Source organism: Xenococcus sp. PCC 7305, assembly GCF_000332055.1.
Taxonomy (GTDB): Bacteria; Cyanobacteriota; Cyanobacteriia; order Cyanobacteriales; family Xenococcaceae; genus Xenococcus.
Genome location: NZ_ALVZ01000162.1, coordinates 14,068 through 34,004, shown reverse-complemented (window position 1 = coordinate 34,004; position 19,937 = coordinate 14,068). Strand labels below are relative to the sequence as shown.

At 38.7% G+C, this 19,937-nt stretch carries 23 protein-coding genes; 10 read left to right on the top strand and 13 right to left on the bottom strand.

The features are described 5' to 3' along the window. Positions 1-140 precede the first annotated feature (140 nt). Complete coding sequence (locus tag XEN7305_RS28630) at positions 141-296, top strand: hypothetical protein (protein WP_006509458.1); 156 nt, start codon at positions 141-143, stop codon at positions 294-296. A gap of 21 nt (positions 297-317) precedes the next feature. Here the strand turns inward: XEN7305_RS28630 and XEN7305_RS10815 are convergent, their stop codons facing one another. Genes XEN7305_RS10815 through XEN7305_RS10805 form a run of 3 tightly spaced genes read right to left on the bottom strand, consistent with a single transcriptional unit; the run spans position 318 to position 5,070 of the window. Next, positions 318-2,213: a pentapeptide repeat-containing protein gene (locus XEN7305_RS10815; RefSeq protein ID WP_006509457.1), complete on the bottom strand. Its 1,896-nt coding sequence runs from the start codon at positions 2,211-2,213 to the stop codon at positions 318-320. Positions 2,214-2,266: 53 nt separating this feature from the next. After that, positions 2,267-3,331, bottom strand: coding sequence for a hypothetical protein (locus XEN7305_RS26610; RefSeq protein WP_006509456.1), 1,065 nt, complete (start codon positions 3,329-3,331; stop codon positions 2,267-2,269). Positions 3,332-3,342: 11 nt separating this feature from the next. Then, positions 3,343-5,070, bottom strand: coding sequence for a hypothetical protein (locus tag XEN7305_RS10805; RefSeq protein WP_006509455.1), 1,728 nt, complete (start codon positions 5,068-5,070; stop codon positions 3,343-3,345). A gap of 628 nt (positions 5,071-5,698) precedes the next feature. Between XEN7305_RS10805 and XEN7305_RS10800 the strand changes: the two genes are divergently transcribed. From XEN7305_RS10800 to XEN7305_RS10785, 4 genes are read left to right on the top strand one after another with little or no spacing between them, the layout of a single operon-like run. Continuing rightward, positions 5,699-6,049 (top strand): type II toxin-antitoxin system RelE/ParE family toxin, encoded by a 351-nt coding sequence (locus XEN7305_RS10800; RefSeq protein ID WP_006509454.1) that lies wholly within the window; start codon positions 5,699-5,701, stop codon positions 6,047-6,049. Beyond that, complete coding sequence (locus XEN7305_RS10795) at positions 6,042-6,326, top strand: helix-turn-helix transcriptional regulator (protein ID WP_006509453.1); 285 nt, start codon at positions 6,042-6,044, stop codon at positions 6,324-6,326. Before XEN7305_RS10800 ends, XEN7305_RS10795 begins: the two co-directional genes overlap by 8 nt. A 7-nt stretch (positions 6,327-6,333) precedes the next feature. Next, positions 6,334-6,612, top strand: coding sequence for an acylphosphatase (locus XEN7305_RS10790; protein WP_238568964.1), 279 nt, complete (start codon positions 6,334-6,336; stop codon positions 6,610-6,612). Between the two features lie 51 nt (positions 6,613-6,663). Next, positions 6,664-7,227 (top strand): GIY-YIG nuclease family protein, encoded by a 564-nt coding sequence (locus tag XEN7305_RS10785; RefSeq protein ID WP_006509451.1) that lies wholly within the window; start codon positions 6,664-6,666, stop codon positions 7,225-7,227. A 27-nt stretch (positions 7,228-7,254) separates the two neighbouring features. Here the strand turns inward: XEN7305_RS10785 and XEN7305_RS10780 are convergent, their stop codons facing one another. Next, positions 7,255-8,139 carry a restriction endonuclease gene (locus XEN7305_RS10780; protein ID WP_006509450.1) on the bottom strand — a complete coding sequence of 295 codons (885 nt, stop codon included), beginning with the start codon at positions 8,137-8,139 and terminating at the stop codon, positions 7,255-7,257. Between the two features lie 298 nt (positions 8,140-8,437). Between XEN7305_RS10780 and XEN7305_RS10775 the strand changes: the two genes are divergently transcribed. Then, positions 8,438-9,283 (top strand): tyrosine-type recombinase/integrase, encoded by an 846-nt coding sequence (locus XEN7305_RS10775; protein WP_006509449.1) that lies wholly within the window; start codon positions 8,438-8,440, stop codon positions 9,281-9,283. Positions 9,284-9,348: 65 nt separating this feature from the next. Continuing rightward, on the top strand, positions 9,349-9,645 hold the full coding sequence (locus XEN7305_RS10770) for an HNH endonuclease (protein WP_006509448.1): 297 nt from the start codon (positions 9,349-9,351) through the stop codon (positions 9,643-9,645). A gap of 16 nt (positions 9,646-9,661) precedes the next feature. Here the strand turns inward: XEN7305_RS10770 and XEN7305_RS10765 are convergent, their stop codons facing one another. From XEN7305_RS10765 to XEN7305_RS10750, 4 genes are all read right to left on the bottom strand, one after another. Beyond that, entirely contained in the window at positions 9,662-9,925 is a 264-nt protein-coding gene (locus tag XEN7305_RS10765; RefSeq protein WP_006509447.1) for a hemolysin XhlA family protein, read from the bottom strand. A gap of 86 nt (positions 9,926-10,011) precedes the next feature. Next, positions 10,012-10,545: a siphovirus Gp157 family protein gene (locus XEN7305_RS10760; RefSeq protein ID WP_006509446.1), complete on the bottom strand. Its 534-nt coding sequence runs from the start codon at positions 10,543-10,545 to the stop codon at positions 10,012-10,014. Positions 10,546-10,566: 21 nt separating this feature from the next. Beyond that, complete coding sequence (locus XEN7305_RS10755) at positions 10,567-11,022, bottom strand: Rad52/Rad22 family DNA repair protein (protein ID WP_006509445.1); 456 nt, start codon at positions 11,020-11,022, stop codon at positions 10,567-10,569. Between the two features lie 56 nt (positions 11,023-11,078). Then, on the bottom strand, positions 11,079-11,477 hold the full coding sequence (locus XEN7305_RS10750; protein WP_006509444.1) for a hypothetical protein: 399 nt from the start codon (positions 11,475-11,477) through the stop codon (positions 11,079-11,081). A 132-nt stretch (positions 11,478-11,609) separates the two neighbouring features. Between XEN7305_RS10750 and XEN7305_RS10745 the strand changes: the two genes are divergently transcribed. Beyond that, complete coding sequence (locus XEN7305_RS10745) at positions 11,610-11,849, top strand: hypothetical protein (protein WP_238568963.1); 240 nt, start codon at positions 11,610-11,612, stop codon at positions 11,847-11,849. 792 nt (positions 11,850-12,641) lie between these two features. Here the strand turns inward: XEN7305_RS10745 and XEN7305_RS10740 are convergent. Further along, complete coding sequence (locus tag XEN7305_RS10740) at positions 12,642-14,636, bottom strand: Calx-beta domain-containing protein (RefSeq protein WP_006509442.1); 1,995 nt, start codon at positions 14,634-14,636, stop codon at positions 12,642-12,644. Positions 14,637-14,955: 319 nt separating this feature from the next. Then, complete coding sequence (locus XEN7305_RS10735; RefSeq protein WP_006509441.1) at positions 14,956-15,141, bottom strand: hypothetical protein; 186 nt, start codon at positions 15,139-15,141, stop codon at positions 14,956-14,958. Positions 15,142-15,409: 268 nt separating this feature from the next. Here XEN7305_RS10735 and XEN7305_RS10730 point away from each other — a divergent pair, with 268 nt between their 5' ends. Continuing rightward, a complete protein-coding gene (locus XEN7305_RS10730; protein ID WP_006509440.1) occupies positions 15,410-15,670 on the top strand; it encodes a hypothetical protein in 261 nt (86 codons plus the stop codon). Positions 15,671-16,345: 675 nt separating this feature from the next. Here XEN7305_RS10730 and XEN7305_RS10725 read toward each other — a convergent pair. The 3 genes from XEN7305_RS10725 to XEN7305_RS10715 form a co-directional block, all read right to left on the bottom strand. After that, positions 16,346-16,588, bottom strand: a complete 243-nt coding sequence (locus XEN7305_RS10725) for a hypothetical protein (RefSeq protein WP_040897478.1) — start codon at positions 16,586-16,588, stop codon at positions 16,346-16,348. A 344-nt stretch (positions 16,589-16,932) separates the two neighbouring features. Further along, positions 16,933-17,382, bottom strand: coding sequence for a hypothetical protein (locus tag XEN7305_RS10720; protein ID WP_006509438.1), 450 nt, complete (start codon positions 17,380-17,382; stop codon positions 16,933-16,935). Positions 17,383-17,425: 43 nt separating this feature from the next. Continuing rightward, on the bottom strand, positions 17,426-18,229 hold the full coding sequence (locus tag XEN7305_RS10715; RefSeq protein WP_006509437.1) for a DNA/RNA non-specific endonuclease: 804 nt from the start codon (positions 18,227-18,229) through the stop codon (positions 17,426-17,428). Positions 18,230-18,485: 256 nt separating this feature from the next. On the opposite strand from XEN7305_RS10715, the gene XEN7305_RS26605 reads away from it, so the two are divergent. Beyond that, entirely contained in the window at positions 18,486-19,934 is a 1,449-nt protein-coding gene (locus XEN7305_RS26605) for a glycoside hydrolase family protein (protein ID WP_052035165.1), read from the top strand. The last annotated feature ends 3 nt before the right edge of the window (positions 19,935-19,937 follow it).

Sequence of the window (19,937 nt, the reverse complement as noted above, 5' to 3'; positions counted from 1 at the left end):
TTTTTTCTTTATGTAAACTAATGTAACAATAATTTTAAGAAATGTAAAGATAATTTGACAAATCAATATTTATGCTATCAATAAGCGGAACTAATCAGAGCTGATACAGTGAGGAAAGATAGTTATCCCCAGCAAAAGCTATGAGCAGCCGATTCGATGATGAACAATGGGACCAAATCCGCGCCACTTTAGAGCAAAACCCGACTAAATATGGGATTCCTCAACGAGAATATGGTTCTGTTGTTTTGGCTTCGTTTAATATTCGGAAGTTAGGAGCGATCGCCTGTAGCGAGTAGAGCGATCGCTAAAAATTGATTTCACTTTTGTTCGTAGTAGTCACCTTGAATATTTTCGTTGTAATTCCCCTGTTTTATCTCAATGTTGCGCTCTCCAGACATATCTACTTTTCCTCCAGTTATAACTATGCCCTGATTATGTAAATTTTCTATATGTGTACTTGGATTCTCTTTCACTGTTTTAACTATTTTTTCAACTGCAACATCGGTATTAGGTATGAGTTTTTTCGGGTCGTAAAGAGGTAAAGTCTGCTCGTACCTATCGTAATATTCACGCTGAATTTTAAAGTGGCTAATTTTTCCAAATACTTTGAGTCGAATAACAAACTGGTCGTCACCTCTTTTTTCTAATCCAACAAGCTCGAATTGTACTGGATAGTCTTCAGTCAAACCTTTCAGAACAGTAATGGCTACACCTGCATTGATATTTTGACGATGATATAGATCCAATGTATCCAAAACCGATGTAATAAAAATATTGAAGTCATTTTCTCCAAACTCACCTTGTTCTGATGGTGGCATCCGATTTGGATCGCGATCGCCTTCAGTTGGCAGTTTTAAATAAACATACTTGCATTCGACTTCTTCTAATCTAGTTCCTCTAGTAATACCCCAATCTTCGATGTATGCTCCAGTAAGATGAGCATTACTTAAATTTGTTTGGTCTAAATTTGTTTGTACTAACTTAGCTTCAAATAAATTTGCTCCCTTTAAGTTAGCTTGACTCAAATCCGTATCAATAAAACTGGCATTAGTTAAGTTAGCCTTCTGAAGATTGACACCACGTAAATTCTGACGATTAAAATTTTGGTTTTGTCCTTCACCAGTAATCAATAGCTGCCTTAAAGATACATTCCTTAGATAAGTTTCCCCAGGGCGAACAAGGTCAAGGTTTTTAGCTTGATGCCAACTGGTACGAGTAAGCGTAGCTTCTCTTAAATCTGTGCTTCTTAGTTTAGCCCTTGTGAAATTAGCCTCAGTTAAATCAGCACTGCGAAAACTTGTGCCTCCCGTAGCAGCATAGATAATCGCTATTTTCCGAATCCATTCATGCTTTTCTTCTCCAGTCAATGTGCTCCAGCTAATCAAAATACTAACTAGTGAAACAGGAACAATAACAACAATAGCTGTTAAGATTACCGCTGCTAAATGAACAGAAAAAAGTACAGTAAAAATTCTCAAAATTCCTACAGACAAAGCAACAGAAACAATCCAGGTAATAGCTGCCCAGTTGGCTCCAGCAACAGTTGTAGAAAAAGTAATAGATAAAACAATAGCCACATAAAAGGCAATAACGCCAACTATCGCAGCTGTGATAGCCCCGAAAACAGTAAAAATCAAAATCTCATCATTAGAAAAAGCATTCCAAAAATTTTGAGAAATATCAATAAATTTAGGAGCTGATAAAATTTTAGAAAATGCAAAAGCTCCAGCTAGAGCAAAAGCTACAGTTCCAAAGATTATTCCAGATAATAAGCCTCGAACAACAGTTAAAAACAAAAAAACCGTAACGAAAATAAATAAAATCGTATCTACAATGAAGCCTTGAATGATATTAATTCTAAAAATAAATAATACCCAGAAACTAGCCAATCCTGAAATGAGCCCTGATAATCCAGATAAGAGCCAGGAAATAATAACTAACTTAATTGTCTGCTGGAACTGCAATCCAGTTTTAGCCCCACTAAAGTCTGCTCCTAAAAGATTTGCACCAGTAAAGTTAGTACTTCGGATCTCAGCTCCACTAAAGTCTGCTCCTGAAAGATTTGCACCAGTAAAATCTGCTCCTGAAAGGTTTGTACCAGTAAAGTCTGCTCCTGAAAGGTTTGTACCTTTAAAAGATTGACCTCTAAGATTTTTACCTCGAAAATTTCTTTCCCCTGCTGCATATCTGGCTAAAACTTCACTGGCTTTCATTCCTTGGCTTTTTGGTTAATTTTCATTCAATTTACTGAAATCTTGTTCTTGTTTCATCTTTTCCTCTTCGATTTGCTCTCTAAAACTTTCAAGATCTTCTCGACGGGTGCTTTCTTATCATTCATTCTGATAATTTTCCCTTCTTTTTCCCTGGGGATATATTTTGACGACTTGATAAAAAGCTCACCCTCCCACCATTCCTCATAGTGATACCAATATTGTTTGTATTCTTTGCCTTGGCGCTTTATAGATTTACATTCGATATATCCCGTTCCCTGCCCTTGTTTCCGTCGTCTTGTACTGGGGGGTGTTGCTAGTTCCCCCCTACTTAAAGAAATTAGTTCATCACTTTTACCATCGATGGGCAGATTTTCACCATCAAAACTGCTGAACGGTTCCCCCCTATTTATAAATTCGGAATTACTGCGGGGTAGAGATTCATCATTAGAAGTGCCGGACAGTTCCCCCCTACTTATTTTTCCTCCCCCCAGTAAAACTAAAATATCGGCAACAGGAAGCTTAAGGGATTCCGCCTCTTGAACCCGATCAAGCAATCGCTGAGGAATATATTTAGAGCGACGTTTCCCCGATTCGTCCCGGTAACGATAGTAAGATTCTTGGTACTGATTACCTTTTCTAGTAATGTTTCGGCGATATATGTAGCCTGTACCGTCGCCTTTTTTTCTTCTAGTTTGTCTTGGTGCGCGTTCCTTAGCGGATTGAGAATCCGCAGGGTCGCACCGCTTGGTGGGGGGAATTTTACTGGGGGGAGATGATTCCTGAAAACTTTTGTCGAGCTGAGAAAAATCAGGAAAGACGTAGAGTTTGGGAATAGTGAGGGTAGAATTTGCATCGGGAATCTCAACGATAAAGCGCTCGCCCAAATCCTGACGAATAATCCCCGACAGTTGAGGATGATTGGGCTGCTTGATATTACAAGGAATCGAATAGGGCCAAACAGAATTAGATTGCTTTTCACGCCAACCGCAAACATCGCAACCATCAGCCAACTTAATAATGTCACTGGAACATTGAGGACAGATTGAGAATTGAGGTTTGTCTAAATCAAAATCAATCTCTAACTGATCACCCTCAAGCAGAACAAGAGGAGTATTCATAATGACCTCCCCTACGATGATCGTTCAACGGCTATTATCTGTCCCAACTCGTCCGTTATGAGTTGATAATCGCTAGGCCAAAGCTGAGGCATCAGTTCTTTTCTGAGGATCGGGTCCTGCAAAGATTCATTAATCTCAGCCATGCTCATCCGGCTAATATTCATTTTGGGTTTCTTGTTAACTCTTTCATCAGCGATCGCTTCTGCTGGAGAAACTTGGGGCATCTTTTTCACAAAACCCTTGAGATTACGACTACCCAACTTGAGCGACAACATCTCTCGCATAGTTAGCTGAAGTTTAACGTCATCCGTCCAAGGATCTGATGTCGTTACAGGGTCTGGGAGAGTAGGAGGTAGGGAGTTTTCTTTCTGGTTAGCAGCAGCCAACTGAGAATTAGAACTTGCTTCAATCGCAGCCCCAGCAGAATCATTAACACCCATAATTTTCTGACCAGCATTAGCCGCATCCTCAAGAGAAGGCTCAATCCGTTCACGAGTCCAAACAGGAGTATGAGGATGAGAAACACCAAGAGCGAGGTCTCTTTCTACTTGCTGGGAAACATTAACCAAACTACGTTTAAACTGAGACCAAAAAGCCTTAGCCTGTCTCGGCTGATTAAGCAGACGAAAAACCTCATTACGAGTCTGCTCATCAGTAGCAGTGTTATTACCTTTTTTAATTTTCTCAGTCAGATACTCAACAAACATCGGGTAAGGAACACCAGGCTCGACTTCCCATTCAGGTTTAGTAGCAGAACCAATCGGCAATCCTGCTTTAAAATCATCCCAATAACTATGGGGAATACCAGATCTCAATTGTCGAATAATAACTTGAGCTAAACCTTGGGGAGAATGGGAATTGGCCACAATGGGCAAAGCAGCAATTAAAGCCCGATAAAATCTTTTAAATTCCCCCTCATCCTTCCAGGGAGCTAAATTTTTTCGCTTCGGCTTAGTACCTGGCTTAGTTTTCTGAATCTTAGGTTTAGTTACACTATCATCTAAATTATTTTCTTTAACTATTTTCTCATTAATCGCGGAACTGGCTTCTTTTTCGATAGCCTTGGGAACAACTGCATTAACTTTCTTTTTAGTTGGTCGAGCCAAAACATGTTCAATTTGAGTTCTTAGCGAATCTTTCTTTTTGTTAAGAGTTTTTTCTTTAACACTCACACAAGGGAGGGTAGGGTGGGATTTATTTTTGGAATTGTTTTCTATAGACGTTGAATCTGTATAGTTTTTCGCCTTTTCACAAAACGGGTTTGCGGAGCTCTCACAAATCTGTTTTGTGTGACTCACAAAACGGACGTTTTCAATGCTTTCAGCGTTTTCGGGGTTGGCTAGTTCTTGGAGTTTTTGATAATTTATGCTGTAGTAATATGTACGGTTTTTCGGGGCGAAGTTATGGCCGTGATGTTCTTTAAACAGATGCTCTCGAAATAAAAGTTCTTTGCCGACTAATGAGGAGAGCGCTTTTCTTATTTGCCAACTTGTAAATCCAATTAGCACCTCTATTAATAATTCTCGAACTGGCTTGTAGATCCAACGGGCACCTTTAAGTACGATGCCATATTCTTTGACTGTCCAATAATGGAGCTGCTGTAATATTCGAGCTTCGAGATAGTCACCAATCAGAACAACTAAGGAATTAGACATTACACTGGTGTCGAATTTAGTTTCTAGACCGGAAACTTTGAGAACTGGAGTATCGAAATTAATTTCTCGTGCTGACTGTGGCATAATATCAGCATGGGGGTATACCCATGTATAAAAAGAACTTGAAGGCAGTTGTTAACTTTGGACGGTTGAGCAACTGCTTTCTTGATTTTTTACCTAGATAGTTTTCACCTAGATACAAGAATTGTAGAACGATTCCTGTAGAAAAAAGATATTTGTCATAGATATTTTTCATAATTCGTTGCATCTATCCTGAGTTGCTCCTGAATCTTGATTTTGATTAAGCTCAGAATGGTTTAAATACAGCCATATAAAGGCAAAACCAGGGAGTTTGGCAGCATTCTTAACTAATTAAGAGTCTTTTTTTAATCGTGGGTTAATCATAACCGCATTTTTATTTAATAAGTATTTGATTAAAAATACTAAACTAATGACTTGAGAAGCTTGCAGCTATAATTAACCTTGCTGTATCTTATATTACAATCAGGCGATTACTTCAGACTGAATCATCAATCCAACCATATGCGAAGCGGCTTGCACTAAAGCACTAGCTTCGCGTCGCCCTCGAATGGGGGTATCCTTTGTTCTTCTTGTTTAAAGTTGGGATCTAGTCTGAAATCTAGACAGAGATCGCTATCAACTCATGAGCCTTTGTTGTACCATATAAGATACAGTAAATAGAGAGTAAAAATTGAAAAGACTGCCAGCGAGGTTTTTTCGCTCTGCTAATAATGTAGAGCCGGTCAAAGAATGGCTCAAAACTCTAGACCGTGAAGATTGTCGGATTATTGGCAGCGATATCAAAGATGTCGAGTTTAGCTTTCCTATTGGTTTACCTCTGTGCCGAGCGCTCTCAGGTTATAAAGATCTCTGGGAGATCCGCAGCAAGATAACTGGAGGCAAAATAGCGCGGGTTATCTTTTATATCAGTAATGGGGAGATGATCTTATTGCATGGCTTTATTAAAAAGTCCCAGAAAACTCCAAAAAAGGAAATTGATTTAGCCGTTAAACGTCAAAAGGAGCACCAAAAATATGACTGATAATCCGCACACTGGCTCTAGTTTCGATGATTTCTTAGAATCGGAAGGACTTTACACTGAATGTACCGCGATCGCCATTAAGCGAGTATTAGCGCGGCAGTTGGCCGAAGAGATGAAAAAACAAAATCTTACTAAAACCGAGATGGCAAGGCAGATGCAGACATCTCGGGCGCAACTAGATCGACTACTAGACCCTGAAAAAACGGGGGTTTCGATTGAAACTATCACTAGAGCAGCCTCGGTGGTGGGTCGTCAGCTACGCATTGAACTTGTTTAATAACTCGATGATGAAAAGGATTAGAGCAATAGTTTCGGGAAAAGTGCAGGGCGTAAGTTTTAGGATGTATACTCGCGCTCAAGCTAGACAATTAGGTGTGTGTGGATATGTGCGTAATTTGAGAAATGGCAAGGTGGAGATTGTTGCAGCAGGAGAAATCGAACAAGTAGATGCGCTTATGGAATGGGCTAAATATGGTTCACCCTCGGCTATAGTCAAGAATTTAGAGATAGAAGTTAAAACTATTAATGATGAGGAATTTGCAGGTTTTGAAATTCGTTACTAATCAATACCTGTGATATCCTGGCAGCTTTGATGTTAATTTCCCTCATCAACTGTGGCTGAACAACTAAGTTTATTTGAAACCAAACCTTCTTTCCGAGTACAACAAGCTGATAAACCATTAATGAGTCAAGAAGCTCTCATTAAATGGAAATCAAAAATCTTTAATTATCAACAAAAATCACTGACTCAACAATCACCACAACAAACTAGCTTATTTAACGCTACAACAACTCACTGTGATGTAGATAATATTAATCCCTTTGAGCTCAAGTTACATTCTTCTCAGTTTTATCGACTACCGGAACAGGGTTCCCATAACTGCATCTATTTCATTATCGATAATGCTTTACCCTTGCTGCTTTACGTGGGCGAAACTAAGCTGACTGCTAAGCAGAGATGGAATGGCGTTCATGATTGTAAGGACTACGTTGCAAACTATATTGAACTGCACCGTAAATATAAGTTAGAAGTCAGAGTTTGTAGTGCTTTCTGGTACGATACACCGAGCGATCGCAAAAGCCGATTAAAGCTAGAAAGTGAATTGATTAATAGATGGCAAAGTCCGTTTAATAAGGAGAATTGGCAGAGGTGGGGGCAACCGTTTGGGAAGATTTAATAGCGCGATCATTTCTCATAGATTAGTTCAAAGCCCATTAAACCAGGACTCTTTAATTTGAACGACTTCAATTGTATTGGTGTCAACTCCCAATTTCAAATCCTTGAGAATACTACATAACTGCTCACCATCAATTAAGTCAAGGGCAGGTGCACCATCTCTGGTTGCTTCCTTTTTAGCACCACTAGTAAATGTTCCCGTTGTCATGAACAATCCCTTATCTGTTCTTCCTACCATTGCTCCTCGAAAATCACGAATATCTGAAGCCCCGACAGAACCGCTGTAGCGTTTGCATTGAAAAAAAACTTGAAAACTCAACAGGGCAATTTTCAAAACGCCAATTCCATCAATTCCGCCATCCCCTTTTTTTCCTGTAACTTCAACTTTGATGAAGCCAGACTCTCTAAGAATTCTTTGACATAATCGCTCAAAGGCATCTGGTGGCATTCGTTGAAGCACTGAAAGTAACTTATCAATCCACACTTCCGAATCAACAGGGATTTGGGGTAGCTCTAAGAAGTTTTTATTCTCATCAACTGTATTAGTATTAGTGTATTCGTTAGTATTTGAGTCCGACCCACTACTTTGCTTTTTAACAAAACGATTAATAGTTTTCTTGTCAATATTTTGTAGTTCTTTTCCTTTACTGGTTAATGCCCAAACCCCTCTCCCAATATTTTCTATAGCTCCATATTTTTTAAGATAAGTTCTTGCCCAACCCAGTCTGTAGGATATTTCATTCTGTGGTCCATCTTTATGAAGGATGGCTTGCTGATCTTCTGAGAAACTTTCTAATTCACAAACTCTATCGTAGATTTCCTGTATGCTACCCGACCCTCCCAAGTCTTTAAGAGAATGTATAACTGGCTCAAAGAAATAGTCGTAGGAAGGCACAGATAGTTTTGAATTCATGCGATCGCTCTCAAGAATAATAAAACAATTATTACAGCCTCACATCAATTAAATTGAGGGCCTTTGACAATATTCTTGGTCAAAATCGAGATCGCCCCTTGACCAAGATCTGTAAACCAATGGTTTACCAATTAAGATCACATGAGGTGTAATACAACATTAAGATAGCGACCGAGCGGAGTAATACATAGTTAATTTTTGATCGAGTTGAGAGAGGGACAAGGCGCTCGTGGTATGGTTTGGGCGTGAATATATGCGAGTTGATCCAATTCAACAAAATTCGCAGGTTTGTTGAACTATGAAAACCAATGAATTAACCCGAGCCACCAGCGATCGCGAGCTGGTCTATGTCTGGCTGGGAGATAAAAGCCGCACGACGCAAACAAGTTACAGCAGCATTGTTTCAGGATTTTTCTCCTTTATCAATAAACCTCTGTGCCAAGTTCAAATTGAAGATTTACAGCTCTGGCAGCGAAGATTGGAGTTAACCGATCGCCCGAGTACTGTGGCCAATAAAATCCGAGCCATTAAATCCCTGTTTAGCTACGGGGTCAAGATAGGTTATTTAGAAACCAATATTGGCAGCTATATCAAATGTCCTCGCGTTAAAGAAAAGTTGGCCGAACGCATTTTGCCGGAGGAAGATTGTTTAAAGTTGATTGAGGCGGCTCGTACAGAACGCGATCGCGCGATGTTATGCATGATGTATGCCTGTGGCTTGAGGGTCTCGGAAGTTTGTAGTTTAACCTGGGATGATTTACAACCCGCCGAAGCTGGGGGCAAATGTAGCGTCTTTGGCAAGGGCAGTAAAACGCGAGTGGTGTTAGTTCCTGGTGCGGTTTGGCAGTTGTTGATGGAGTTGCCCAGGATAAGTGATGCGGTTTTTGTCTCCCGTACTGGTCGAGCTCTAGAAAGAACCATGGTGTACAAGATTGTCAAACAATGTGCCAAAGGCGCTGGTATCTCAGAAAAAGCTTCTTGTCATTGGTTGCGACATTCCCATGCTTCCCATGCCATTGAGGGGGGTTGTAATTTAAGACTGCTCCAGCAATCTCTCGGTCATAGTAAATTGGAGACGACAGAGCGCTATCTACATATCAATCCTGACCAGGGTTCTAGTCAGTTTATCAATCTGAAGAGTTAATTAATTTTGGTAGTAGGCGATCGCTCGTCTGGTAAAATGACCCCAGCGATCGCCAAATTCAAAAAATGCCTATAGATTCAAAACGATATCCCGATAATTGGAACAGCCTAGCATTGAAGGTGAAAGAAGCTGCGGCGTGGCAATGTCAGTGCTGCGGTAAACAATGTTATCGGCCAGGCTCCAGACCAGAGGGAATAACTCGTTCTGAATGGACAGTGCATACTTTAGCGGTTCATCATCGCAACCATCAACCCGAAGATAATCGACTAGAAAATCTGTTGGCCGTCTGCCCTGCTTGTCATCTAGCGATGCATCGCGGAGGGCATGGGAATGCTAGTCCAGGGCAATTGTCATTGTTTTGAACGAGAACAGAGGGATTTAAACCCCATTTCCTGAAACTATAAACCTACCGAAAACAACTAAAATTCCAGTAACAGCAGCAAAAAGAATACTAATTAGTGCCCAAATTTGAGATTTTTGTGTGCCTTTGAGTTCCTTGATATCATCTACTGCACTATCAAGTTTAGTCTCAACCTTAATTAATCTACCGTTGATATCATCAACTTTGTCGTCTAAGTTATCTAGCTTCTGATTTATTTGTCCTAAAAGTTCTTTGAGATCTGATTCTATTTGAATTGCCATACGTTATACTCCTATTAGGTTTGTAAAAGAAATCTAGAGAATCCCCGTTTGATTGGTAGTCGCTGGGGATTCTCTTATTGTATGTGTTATCGAATGGTTACAGAATATTCCTGACCATCAGATAGTGAAGCCCATTCAACAGCCTCAGATTTGAGTAACTTCTTGATTGCTGTTAAATCTGGTTTATAGCTCACTTTTACATATTCAGCGGGTAATTTTTCAGGCTCGACATTAATCAATACCGACGGTTGTTTTTTCCGTAGTCCGATTTTGACTGTCACGCCTTCAATTTTCTTCACATCAGAGCGAACCATCTGAGCCACAAGATATTTTCTTAATCTAGCCGCGCCATTTTCAGCCTGTTTAGCTAAAGTCTGAATTCTTTTGGCTTCATTCTTACGAGCTTCTGCCAAGGCTTCTTGATGGCGAATATAACCCGCTAGTTTTTCAGCCTTTTCTTTGAAAGATTCCCCAGTTTCAAGCCATTGATTAAAAGTCTCTTCGAGTTGAATTTCTTGTTCTTCATCGCTTAGATCTTGATTGTCTTGGATTAATGTGATCGCGGATTCTAATGTTTGAATATCGTCGGATAATTCCCAAAGTCTAGTTGAAGTTGTCATAGTTTTAATTTGCTAATTGTTTTACTTTTCGTAGAGATACAAACCCAAGCCAAAGCGAGCCGCACAACGCCGAAATGCCATACTCTCAGCATTTGATGAAGGGTCACCATAGGCAAGTTCTTTCATCTCGATTTCTTGAGTTTTTTGGTTGAATTTTTCTCGTTTGAGTTCTTCGGTTCCCGTCGCTTCGCGATAAACATTTCCTTCTGATGTGGGAATAGTTAAACGACCAATCATAAAAATGCGATCGCTACTAAGTTTGGTGTCTCTAATTTCCCAAGTCCAGCCAGGACAATATTTATCAAGGACAATGTTCGCTTTCCACCAAGGCAAATAGAGCGCATTACCTTTGTCTTTGAGTTTTTTCAAATAACTATTTGGCAAGGGACGCTTCAAGGCTTCTTGGATTTGAGATAATGACCATTCGCCAGGAGATGAAGGAGGAGGAATCGAAGTTTTCTCTGTAGCTGACATCATAATTTTTGGCTTTTTTATTTCTAGTTTTCCCCTCAAAAAGTAGAGGGGAGAATTATTTACCAACGAGGCATATATCCTGTTGCGTAATATTCGATTTCTTCGTCTTCTAAATATTCATAATTATTCTCAACCCAGATTAGATAATCCAATCCGTAGGCGTTATTATCAGATTCTCTTTGCATTCCTCTGATTTTGATTTCCGCCTCGAAATCTTTGAGATATTTAGGTTTACGAACTTCGCACCAATAACAACCAAGAGCATTATTGATATAGTTGATTTTTTCGGCTACTTCTTTTCGTTTACAGCCCAGATAAATAAGGAAAGCTGGCTCTGTTTCAGTGGCATTGCCCCAATTGTGACGATCTACTTTGGCCTCACAAATAGCAAGGTTTTCGCATAGTTGAGTTATTTTGAAATTCCCGTTTGGGGAACTTTTCAAGGCTTGCTGTACCATGAATAATTACCTCTTCTTTAGGGGTTGAGCCGAGGTATAAACTTTCTCAGGGTTGCCCTCGGCTTTTGATTTACTACTTAATTATAATATGTACCCACGCTAAAAAGAGGATCTTTAACATAAATTTATAATATGTACACATGTTATAATCAGAAAAATGATGAGGTAAATATGCCTAAAGGTAGACCAGGCGGAAATCCTAATATTGCTGAACATGGTTTTAAACAGAAATATGAATGGGACGAGCCATGCAGCGCCAAGATGGGGCTTAGATTACCACCATCACTTTACGAAGAATTAAAAAAAATACCTGATTGGCACGAAAAAGTACGCCATGCGATCGCGGAAATAGTTGAAGAAAATAGCAACTAAAATGATAAAAAATACTTGATTTTAATATGTACCCATGCTATAATGATAACAACAGGGAAGGAAACAAAGTACGAGGAAAGGTGAGATCTGACCTGGCAGATGCAGCCAAGCAAGTACGGAAACAATAACTCTGGGTACTACCAGGAAGTACCACTAGGAACAACAGCAGGGGCAAGCTACCGAGAGGGGCGAACCCCACGCCTAGACGGGAGCGCGGAGCGGCGGGGCGACAGAACGCAAGTCAACCAGAAACGAAGCGACCAACTAAAACTATCAATGACAACTAGACAATAAACGACCGCTCAGATAAGATACCCTTTCTCTCCTCTCCTCTCTCTCTTCTCTTTCTCCCCGACTAAGTTTTTTCGCACCCATAACAGAAAAAAAGCACCGGCACAAAGCGAGCAGAGGAGCGCAGCTTTGCAAGCGACCAAATAAGTAAAAAGACAGCGACAAAGACGTTCTGACGGAGCGTAGCGGATGGCAGAACCAATAAGCAAAAGTCTAACCTCACGGCGAGAGACTGACTGTGCCATAATGCCTCGTTGTGCGAAAAAACGAAATAAACTGAGCGTTAGCGAATCCTTACGTCTTGAGCAATGTTCAACACGTCTCTAATAAATTTTGTCTGAGATGCCTTTACTAGTTAATGTCAAGTTATCGCGGAGCCACGAGTGACGAGGTGAGCGTGTTTCTTGGCAAGAGGAACGAGTTTGAAATATGCTCGCCGAGGAATGAGTAATTTAGAAACTGCGATCGCAAAAATAGACAACGTAGCGATAATGAATAACGTTAAATAAATGATTCAAAAGCAATTCCTTGATCGATATAACTTTCTGATAACAAAGGATCACGATAAATAGCTTCTGTTTCTTCTGGGCTGGCGAAGAAAAAAGTATGATTACTGATATGTTGAAAACGATGAAATTCTATTCCTTGATTAGCTCCAACACCATAAAGATAAAACTCAGGAATATCTATTCCTTCTGCATCTAAACCTTCTTTTATCCACCTATCTTTTTGATCTGAATCTTCAGCAAAAATACTATCATATTCTTCCGTACTAACATATAAATAGGTACCACCGTAAGATCTAAATCCACGATAAACATCAATATTTTTCAGGCGAAAAAAAGGTAACAAATCATCCTGAGGTTCTAAATTTGCTTTAAAAGCATAATTGCCATTTCTTTCTATTTCAAAAGTTTGGCTAAAATTATGATTAGCTAGAATATCATTTTTCTCCGTTGCAGCAACGTAAATATATGGTGGGATATCACCAGTAAAATAACCATCATATCGGTGATTTAAACCATAAATATTAATTATACCTTTCTCTGGGATATCATCATTTTCTATAACACCACTACCCTGACCATCTATAAGTAATGCATTAGTCGCATTACTTAAATCGACTGTAAAAATTTCAGTTTCTTCCACTTTAAGATCACCAATAATTTCTACAGTAATTTCTTTTTCTGTTTCTCCTGGGACAAATTCTAAAGTACCATGAGTAGCAATATAGTCTTTCCCTGAATCTGCAGTTCCATCAAATGTAGAATAATCTACAGTAATCGTCTTATTGCTAGCTTCTGCAAGAGAAACAGTAAAAGTAACATTTGTTTGATTTTCATTACCTTCTAATACTGTTAAGTTATTAATAAAAATACTGGAAGATAATTTTACTGGTATTGTTTCACCTTGTGACAATTCTAAAGGTAAATCTGCAAGAAATATGTTATATGTTTCATAATTGTTGTGAGATACCCAAACAATTTTATCCCCTGAGATTTTAGGCTTTACATCTGCTTCATCGTTATTGGTCAACTGGATTTTTTTGTTGCCATTGTATAAAAATATTTCGTTGAATTCTTCCCAAACAACATTATTTCCTGATATTTGTGGGTAATCACCATCAGCACTCAATTCGACAATATTATTCCCATCGTACAAAAATATTTCGTCATGTTCTTCCCAAACAACATTATTTCCTGAAATCTGAGGTCTAAAGCCTTGATTGGATAATTGAATAGTATTATTGCCATCATAGAGGAATATTCCATTCTCAGAAATATCACGGTTATACTTATCCATCCAAACTACATTGTCTCCAGAAATTTGAATCTCATGATCTTCTGGTGGGTTATCACTCAATTGGATGATATTGTTATCTTCATAAAGAAATATCCCATTGGCCTCTTCTATCCAAGCTACAGTATTGCCTGAGATTTTCAGAGAAGAAATATCGCTTCTATCATTATTTACTAATTGGATAGTATTATTGCCGTCATAGAGAAATATTGCTGGATTAACATTATACGGAAAACTACTACTAAAGGTTCTTAACCAAGTAACATTGTTCCCTGATATTTGGGGTATCCAACCGGCTTTATGATAATAAGAACTAGGATAGTTATTAGTTAACTGAATGATACTATTATCATCGTAAAGATATACATCATAGTCTGTAGCATCATAACCATACCAAACCACTTTATTCCCTGAGATTTGAGGGCCATAGTCGTCGGTATAGTTATTGGTCAACTGAAGAGTATTGTTGCCATCATAGAGAAATATTTCCCGATCATTGCCATCAAATGCAGACCAAACTACATTATTACCTGATATTTGTAAATCGTCGAAATAATCATCATAGTTATTATTAGTTAATTGAACAATATTAATAAACCCTTTGTTTCCTAGTTCAATTTCAATATTTCGTAAATCAAATGGAACTGTTACTAGGTCTAAACTTTTAGAAAGTAAATCATCATTCTCATTGTTCATTTGGACACCTCCTAAAATTCGATAATTTCCATGAGGTTATTCCCACTTATATTCTAAAAAAAAACATAGTTAAATTATTAAAATAAGATAATTATTTACAGTTTTTACGTATAGCGCTACGCGCAAGTCAAAAGTCAAAAGTTTACTAATCATAGGATTGAGGGTTTTCCAATGTCCTAACCAGATTACGTAGTGCTATATAATTTAATCTCAATTAGTAAATCCTTATTGCCTACATTTGAGAATATTTATAGTATGATCTTAAAAATATATACTTCACATAGCATGCAGTAAAAAATCATCTAATATTACTCAAAAACTAATTAAAAACTATATTAATTGCCTCTCTTCCTTCTCGTTCTGCTGCTTCACTCGTATAGCAGATAGAATCGTGTTCTAATACTGTCCCATAATCATCAATAACCGAGTATTGGTAGCAATTTGACTTGGTGTAGAAGATAGCTAGAGTAAACTTTCTGATACTGAGAATTTTGATAATTTTCATGAGGGCGATCGCTAGCTCTCATTTTATTTTAGCGGAGAATGCGATCGCTATTTGTCATATTTATAAATTCATATTCATAAGTAATTTAGGTTATTCACCGTAAATATTTTGATAGACAAATATCTTTAAAAGGCTAACTTATATTGTTGAATTAAGTCAATTTCCATTAATTACAATTACGTTCCAGAAAAGAAATCAAGACTATCATATTTTTTACTTTTGACTTATATATTGATAATAGTAAAAGTTGAATAAAATCATAACAGCAATGAAAAAATTATCTTTATTCGTAGCTCTAGGTCTTTTCACTTTTGGTGCCGCAACCATAGTAAAAGCACAATTAAGTAATGATATTACTGATGCTTCTGTTCAACCATCATCTGATGATATAATTATTGAATTCACTGAAAAAGCAGAAGAAATAGCTCCTAAGTTATTTCAAACAGATGAATGTGTCGATACAGATGGAGACGGCGTAGCTGATGATTGTGACGGAGATGGGAAACCTGATACTGATAATCAGCAATAAAAACTGACAGAATTCAATCAAAAAATTACTTCATAAATCAGTTTCTTTATGTTTATTTTTTGTCTTACTTTAAAATATATATTTCAAGTTGAAGAAATTTTTATTGCCAACAAAAGTAAGCATATTCATAATCATAACTGGTGATTTATCGCAACAATTCAACCAACTAAAACTCTACTATTAGCAGAAATAAATAAATAGAAATTGCCTAGTCATAATTTATATGACTGGGTATTTTATTGATAATATTTCAACCATTGGTTTACTAAATTCAATAGGGATCACTATAATTTCTGAAAAGTGCGATCGCCATAAAAAAAGGCGGACGAACCGCCACAGAAACTAGCGAACACAAGGCACCGACACAAGCCAACAAAGACCAACGCCAGACACGTGGGCAGGACGCACGCACACCGCAAAACCAACCAAACGAGAGCACCGCAAACCAAAAGCAGCAGCAGCAGAACGCGAGACAAAGAACGACCAGACAACCGAGCCAGAAAAAGAACGCGAGGAGGAACGAACAAGCCAAGAGCAACAACCGCCAGACAAGGCAAAACCGACAACGCGACGGAACGGAATGGGAACGCGAGCAGAACCAGAACCAACGAAAAAAGAAGAACGAGACACGAGAAAACCCCCGAAAAGAAACGACAAAACAGAGCAAGAAAACAACTAGAACCAAACGCCAGAACGACGCAGACGACCCACACGAGACGAACGAGCAGCGCCAGACAAGGGACGACCAGAACGAGAACGCAGCAGACAACAGGAAGAAGGCACAACAGCAGAACGCACCGCCAAAGAACAGGAAGCCCCAACCCACCAAGGAGCAGGAGGCACAGGAGCGGGAACGCGAGAAGAAAACAGACAAGACAAGAAAGAAAAGCAGAGAACGAAGAGAACGAAAGCAAGCACGAGCAAAAACCCCTGAAAAGAAACACAACAGTGTTTAATCACGGCGGTTCTAGGCGAAGGCACAGGGCAAGTGGGGCAATAAAACAAACCGCGTAGCGACACCAGAAATCAGCCCCAACGCAGCATGACTAGACCCTTGCCTAGTCAAAATTACTACGCGAAGCGACCTTATTATTTAACCGCCGTATACTAGAAAAACATGTGTGATAACAGGGACTTCGCGAGTTCTGAGGAAGCAAAGCGACTTGCCCCCTGAGGGGGAAATGGGGGGAAGCTCCCCTTTGGGGCTGGGGGGATAATAAAACCGCGAAGCGACGATTATTTAGTAGTGAGATCGCTATTCTTTACTCGCAATACTTTATAAACTTATCATTATCACCAGGATGTGTTTTAACGAGTATTTCCTTTTGTTCAGTAGTTAAAGGAATCAGTTCAATATCCTGTCCTAGCCAAAAAAGATCTTCTTCAAGCAAAATGGTTTCTCCTGGATTTAAAGCTGGCAACCATCTATTAGGCAAAGGTTGAATGATATTAGTTTCTAAGGTTTTTTGTCTTGCTTCTAAATATTCCTCAACATTAGCAAGTCTTAAAGGGTTAGCTTTTCCACATGCTCCTATGCTTTTCCATCCATGAAAACATGAATAAGTGCAATCGCATGGAGTTCGTCTTTTTTCTCTAGGAAGGCTTCTATTAAAACCTATTGTCCCATCCGCATAAATCCATAGATCTACAACCATTGTATAGTTGGGTTTTCTATCTTTATCAAACAGCGTTCTAAATAAAGTTTGGCTCATATGATTTATGTTTTTATTTTTAATATATCGTGATCGCCAACTATTACTGATAAACTTTACTTTCAATTTCCGATTCAACATCATCAATTAAGTAAGAAAAGAAATCATAACCTGTCACTTCTTCCACTTTATCAACAGTCGTAAGATAATCTGTCCAATCAGTTTTTCTTACTGATTCATTGTTCGGCATAATTACCGCGATCGCGTCTACTTCTCCACTTATTTTATTCTCAATTAAAACTACTTTCCAAACATACTCAGGAACAGTAATTTTGCCATCACTAATTGTTTTTATTTGACCAATTCCCCCAGCAAAGGAATGTAACGTTAATCCTTCTTCAATTAGTTGCCTACTGTGCTGTTCTAGCTCCCGCCAGACCTCTCGATTATTAGCTTTATGCTGCGGTATCATGTTTATCATTAAAAAGCTGGAACTATTAGCCTGTTTAGATTTGGTTCTGTCTCCTGATGGCATCAGATGACCTCTATCATATCCACTTCCTCTATAATCTTTCTCATCAACTTGATAACATTTTTTAGGCAACGAATTATCTTCTCGAAAGTCATCAGAGCGCGATAAATCTCCTAAATCTGATTCACTGGTACGCCAGCCTACCCAGTTAGCAATTCCTTTGGAGCAATTATAAGATAGGAAATATTCTTCTTTAACTATTAAGAGATTATTTAAGTTTTTCTTGTTAGCTTCACTAGGATTATTATTACTAATATCGATGTTATTAATCTCTAGTTTTTTATCTGTAGTTGTTTCTTTTGGTTTAAGTAGAAAATTGCTAAATATTAAGATAATAGCGATGATAAATATTGCTTGGTTTATTAGTTTATTCATTGATTTAATTAACCGAATAAACTAATATTATGGCAGGGGAAGAGGGCGATCGCCAATTGTATTATATTGCATATTTCAAGATCTAAGACCTAATTAGAAATCAACAAAAAAATACAGCGTTTGAGAATTGCTATTCCTGAAAAGATGATAAATAGCGATTGCAACTTCTTAGTTATTAATTTTACTGGAAAGTGTGATCGCTGCTAGCAGAGCAATTAGCGATCGCGAACTATTTAGTAGAAAATTACGTATTACTATGCAAATAACAAAAGACCTCAAGCGAGTTAAACCTGCGCCGGTAGATGAAGAGGTAAAAACCTTACAAAGGGAGCTAAAAGCGCTCGGCATTGACATCGGTAAAGATGGTGTTGATGGAAAGTTTGGTGACGACACCAAAAAAGCCGTGCAGACCGCTCAAAAACAACTAAAAAAGGAAGGTGATGCACCTTTTAACGATGGCGTAGTTGATAAGCGCTTTGCAGAAGTCTTAAACAAAGCTTTTGACGCAACCAAGATTGGTCAGATCATCAAGAATAGAAGAAAGAAGTTCGATAACAAGAACGAAGCGATTGCCGAATTGGATAAAGCCATCAAAGCCGAAAAAGCCAAAGCGGAAGATAAAATTGACCGCGTTTTACTGGATGATCTTCTTGAGCGTAAATATGGCTGGCTGATCAAAAAACTCAAAGAAACTAAAGAAGGTGTCTGGAAAGGTATTCCTGGCTACGTTTCGTTCGTGCCAGAAGAGGAAGAATATTTTGCTTTCGAGCGCCAGAAAGTAGACGAGCAATTTTGCCTCGTTATCAATTCTGGAGTGAATGCCATTGATTACTCTAGATTCGATACTGATGTTTTAAGGTGTAGCCTTGGAAGTCCTCAACCTACAAACCCTGATGATGACGATATTGTAGCTTTAGACGAATTTCCAAATGGCATATTCGCTTTTACCAATGATCTGCTCTTTTTATATCCTGATGATCGAGATCAAACCATTGCAGATACCGAAAAAGAACTTTTGGCAACGAAAACTCAAGCCATTGCCAACTTGAATCAAGCTCTCAAAGATAATCCCAAGGCTTCACCCAAATTAAGAGATGACTGGCGTGCCAAGCTTGACCAATGGAGAGCGAGACTGGACGATGAATTAAACGAAGCTGGTAAAAATACCTCTGGAGGACTGACTTTAGGTGGAGAAACAATTGTACAGAATTTTCTCATTAACTGTGAAAAGCTTGAATTGAAACAATACAAGGACACGGGCGGAAATCCAACGATTGGAGTGGGACACAAGTTTACACCCGAAGAACTAAAAACAGGAACCTTCAAGATCAACGACAAAAAGTTTTCTATCAATGCCTGTCTCACAGAGGCACAGGCTCGGGCACTGCTCGATCAAGATCTAGCTCGTTTTGTAGAAGCAGTCGATGAATCTGTGAAGGTGAAACTGAATAAATGTCAACGTGCAGCATTGATCTCATTTGCTTTCAATGTAGGTATCGGTTCTAAAGAGGAAAAGACAGGCTTTAAAGGGAGTACACTTTTGAAAAAACTTAATAAAGGTGATTATGAATCTGTTCCCTCTGAGCTGAGAAGATGGATTAAGGAAACAGTTATAATTGACGGTGTAAAGACGAAGCGTCGAGTTCAAGGCTTGGTAAACCGACGTGAAAAGGAAGTTAAATTATTCCTAAAAGAAGATGGTTAATCA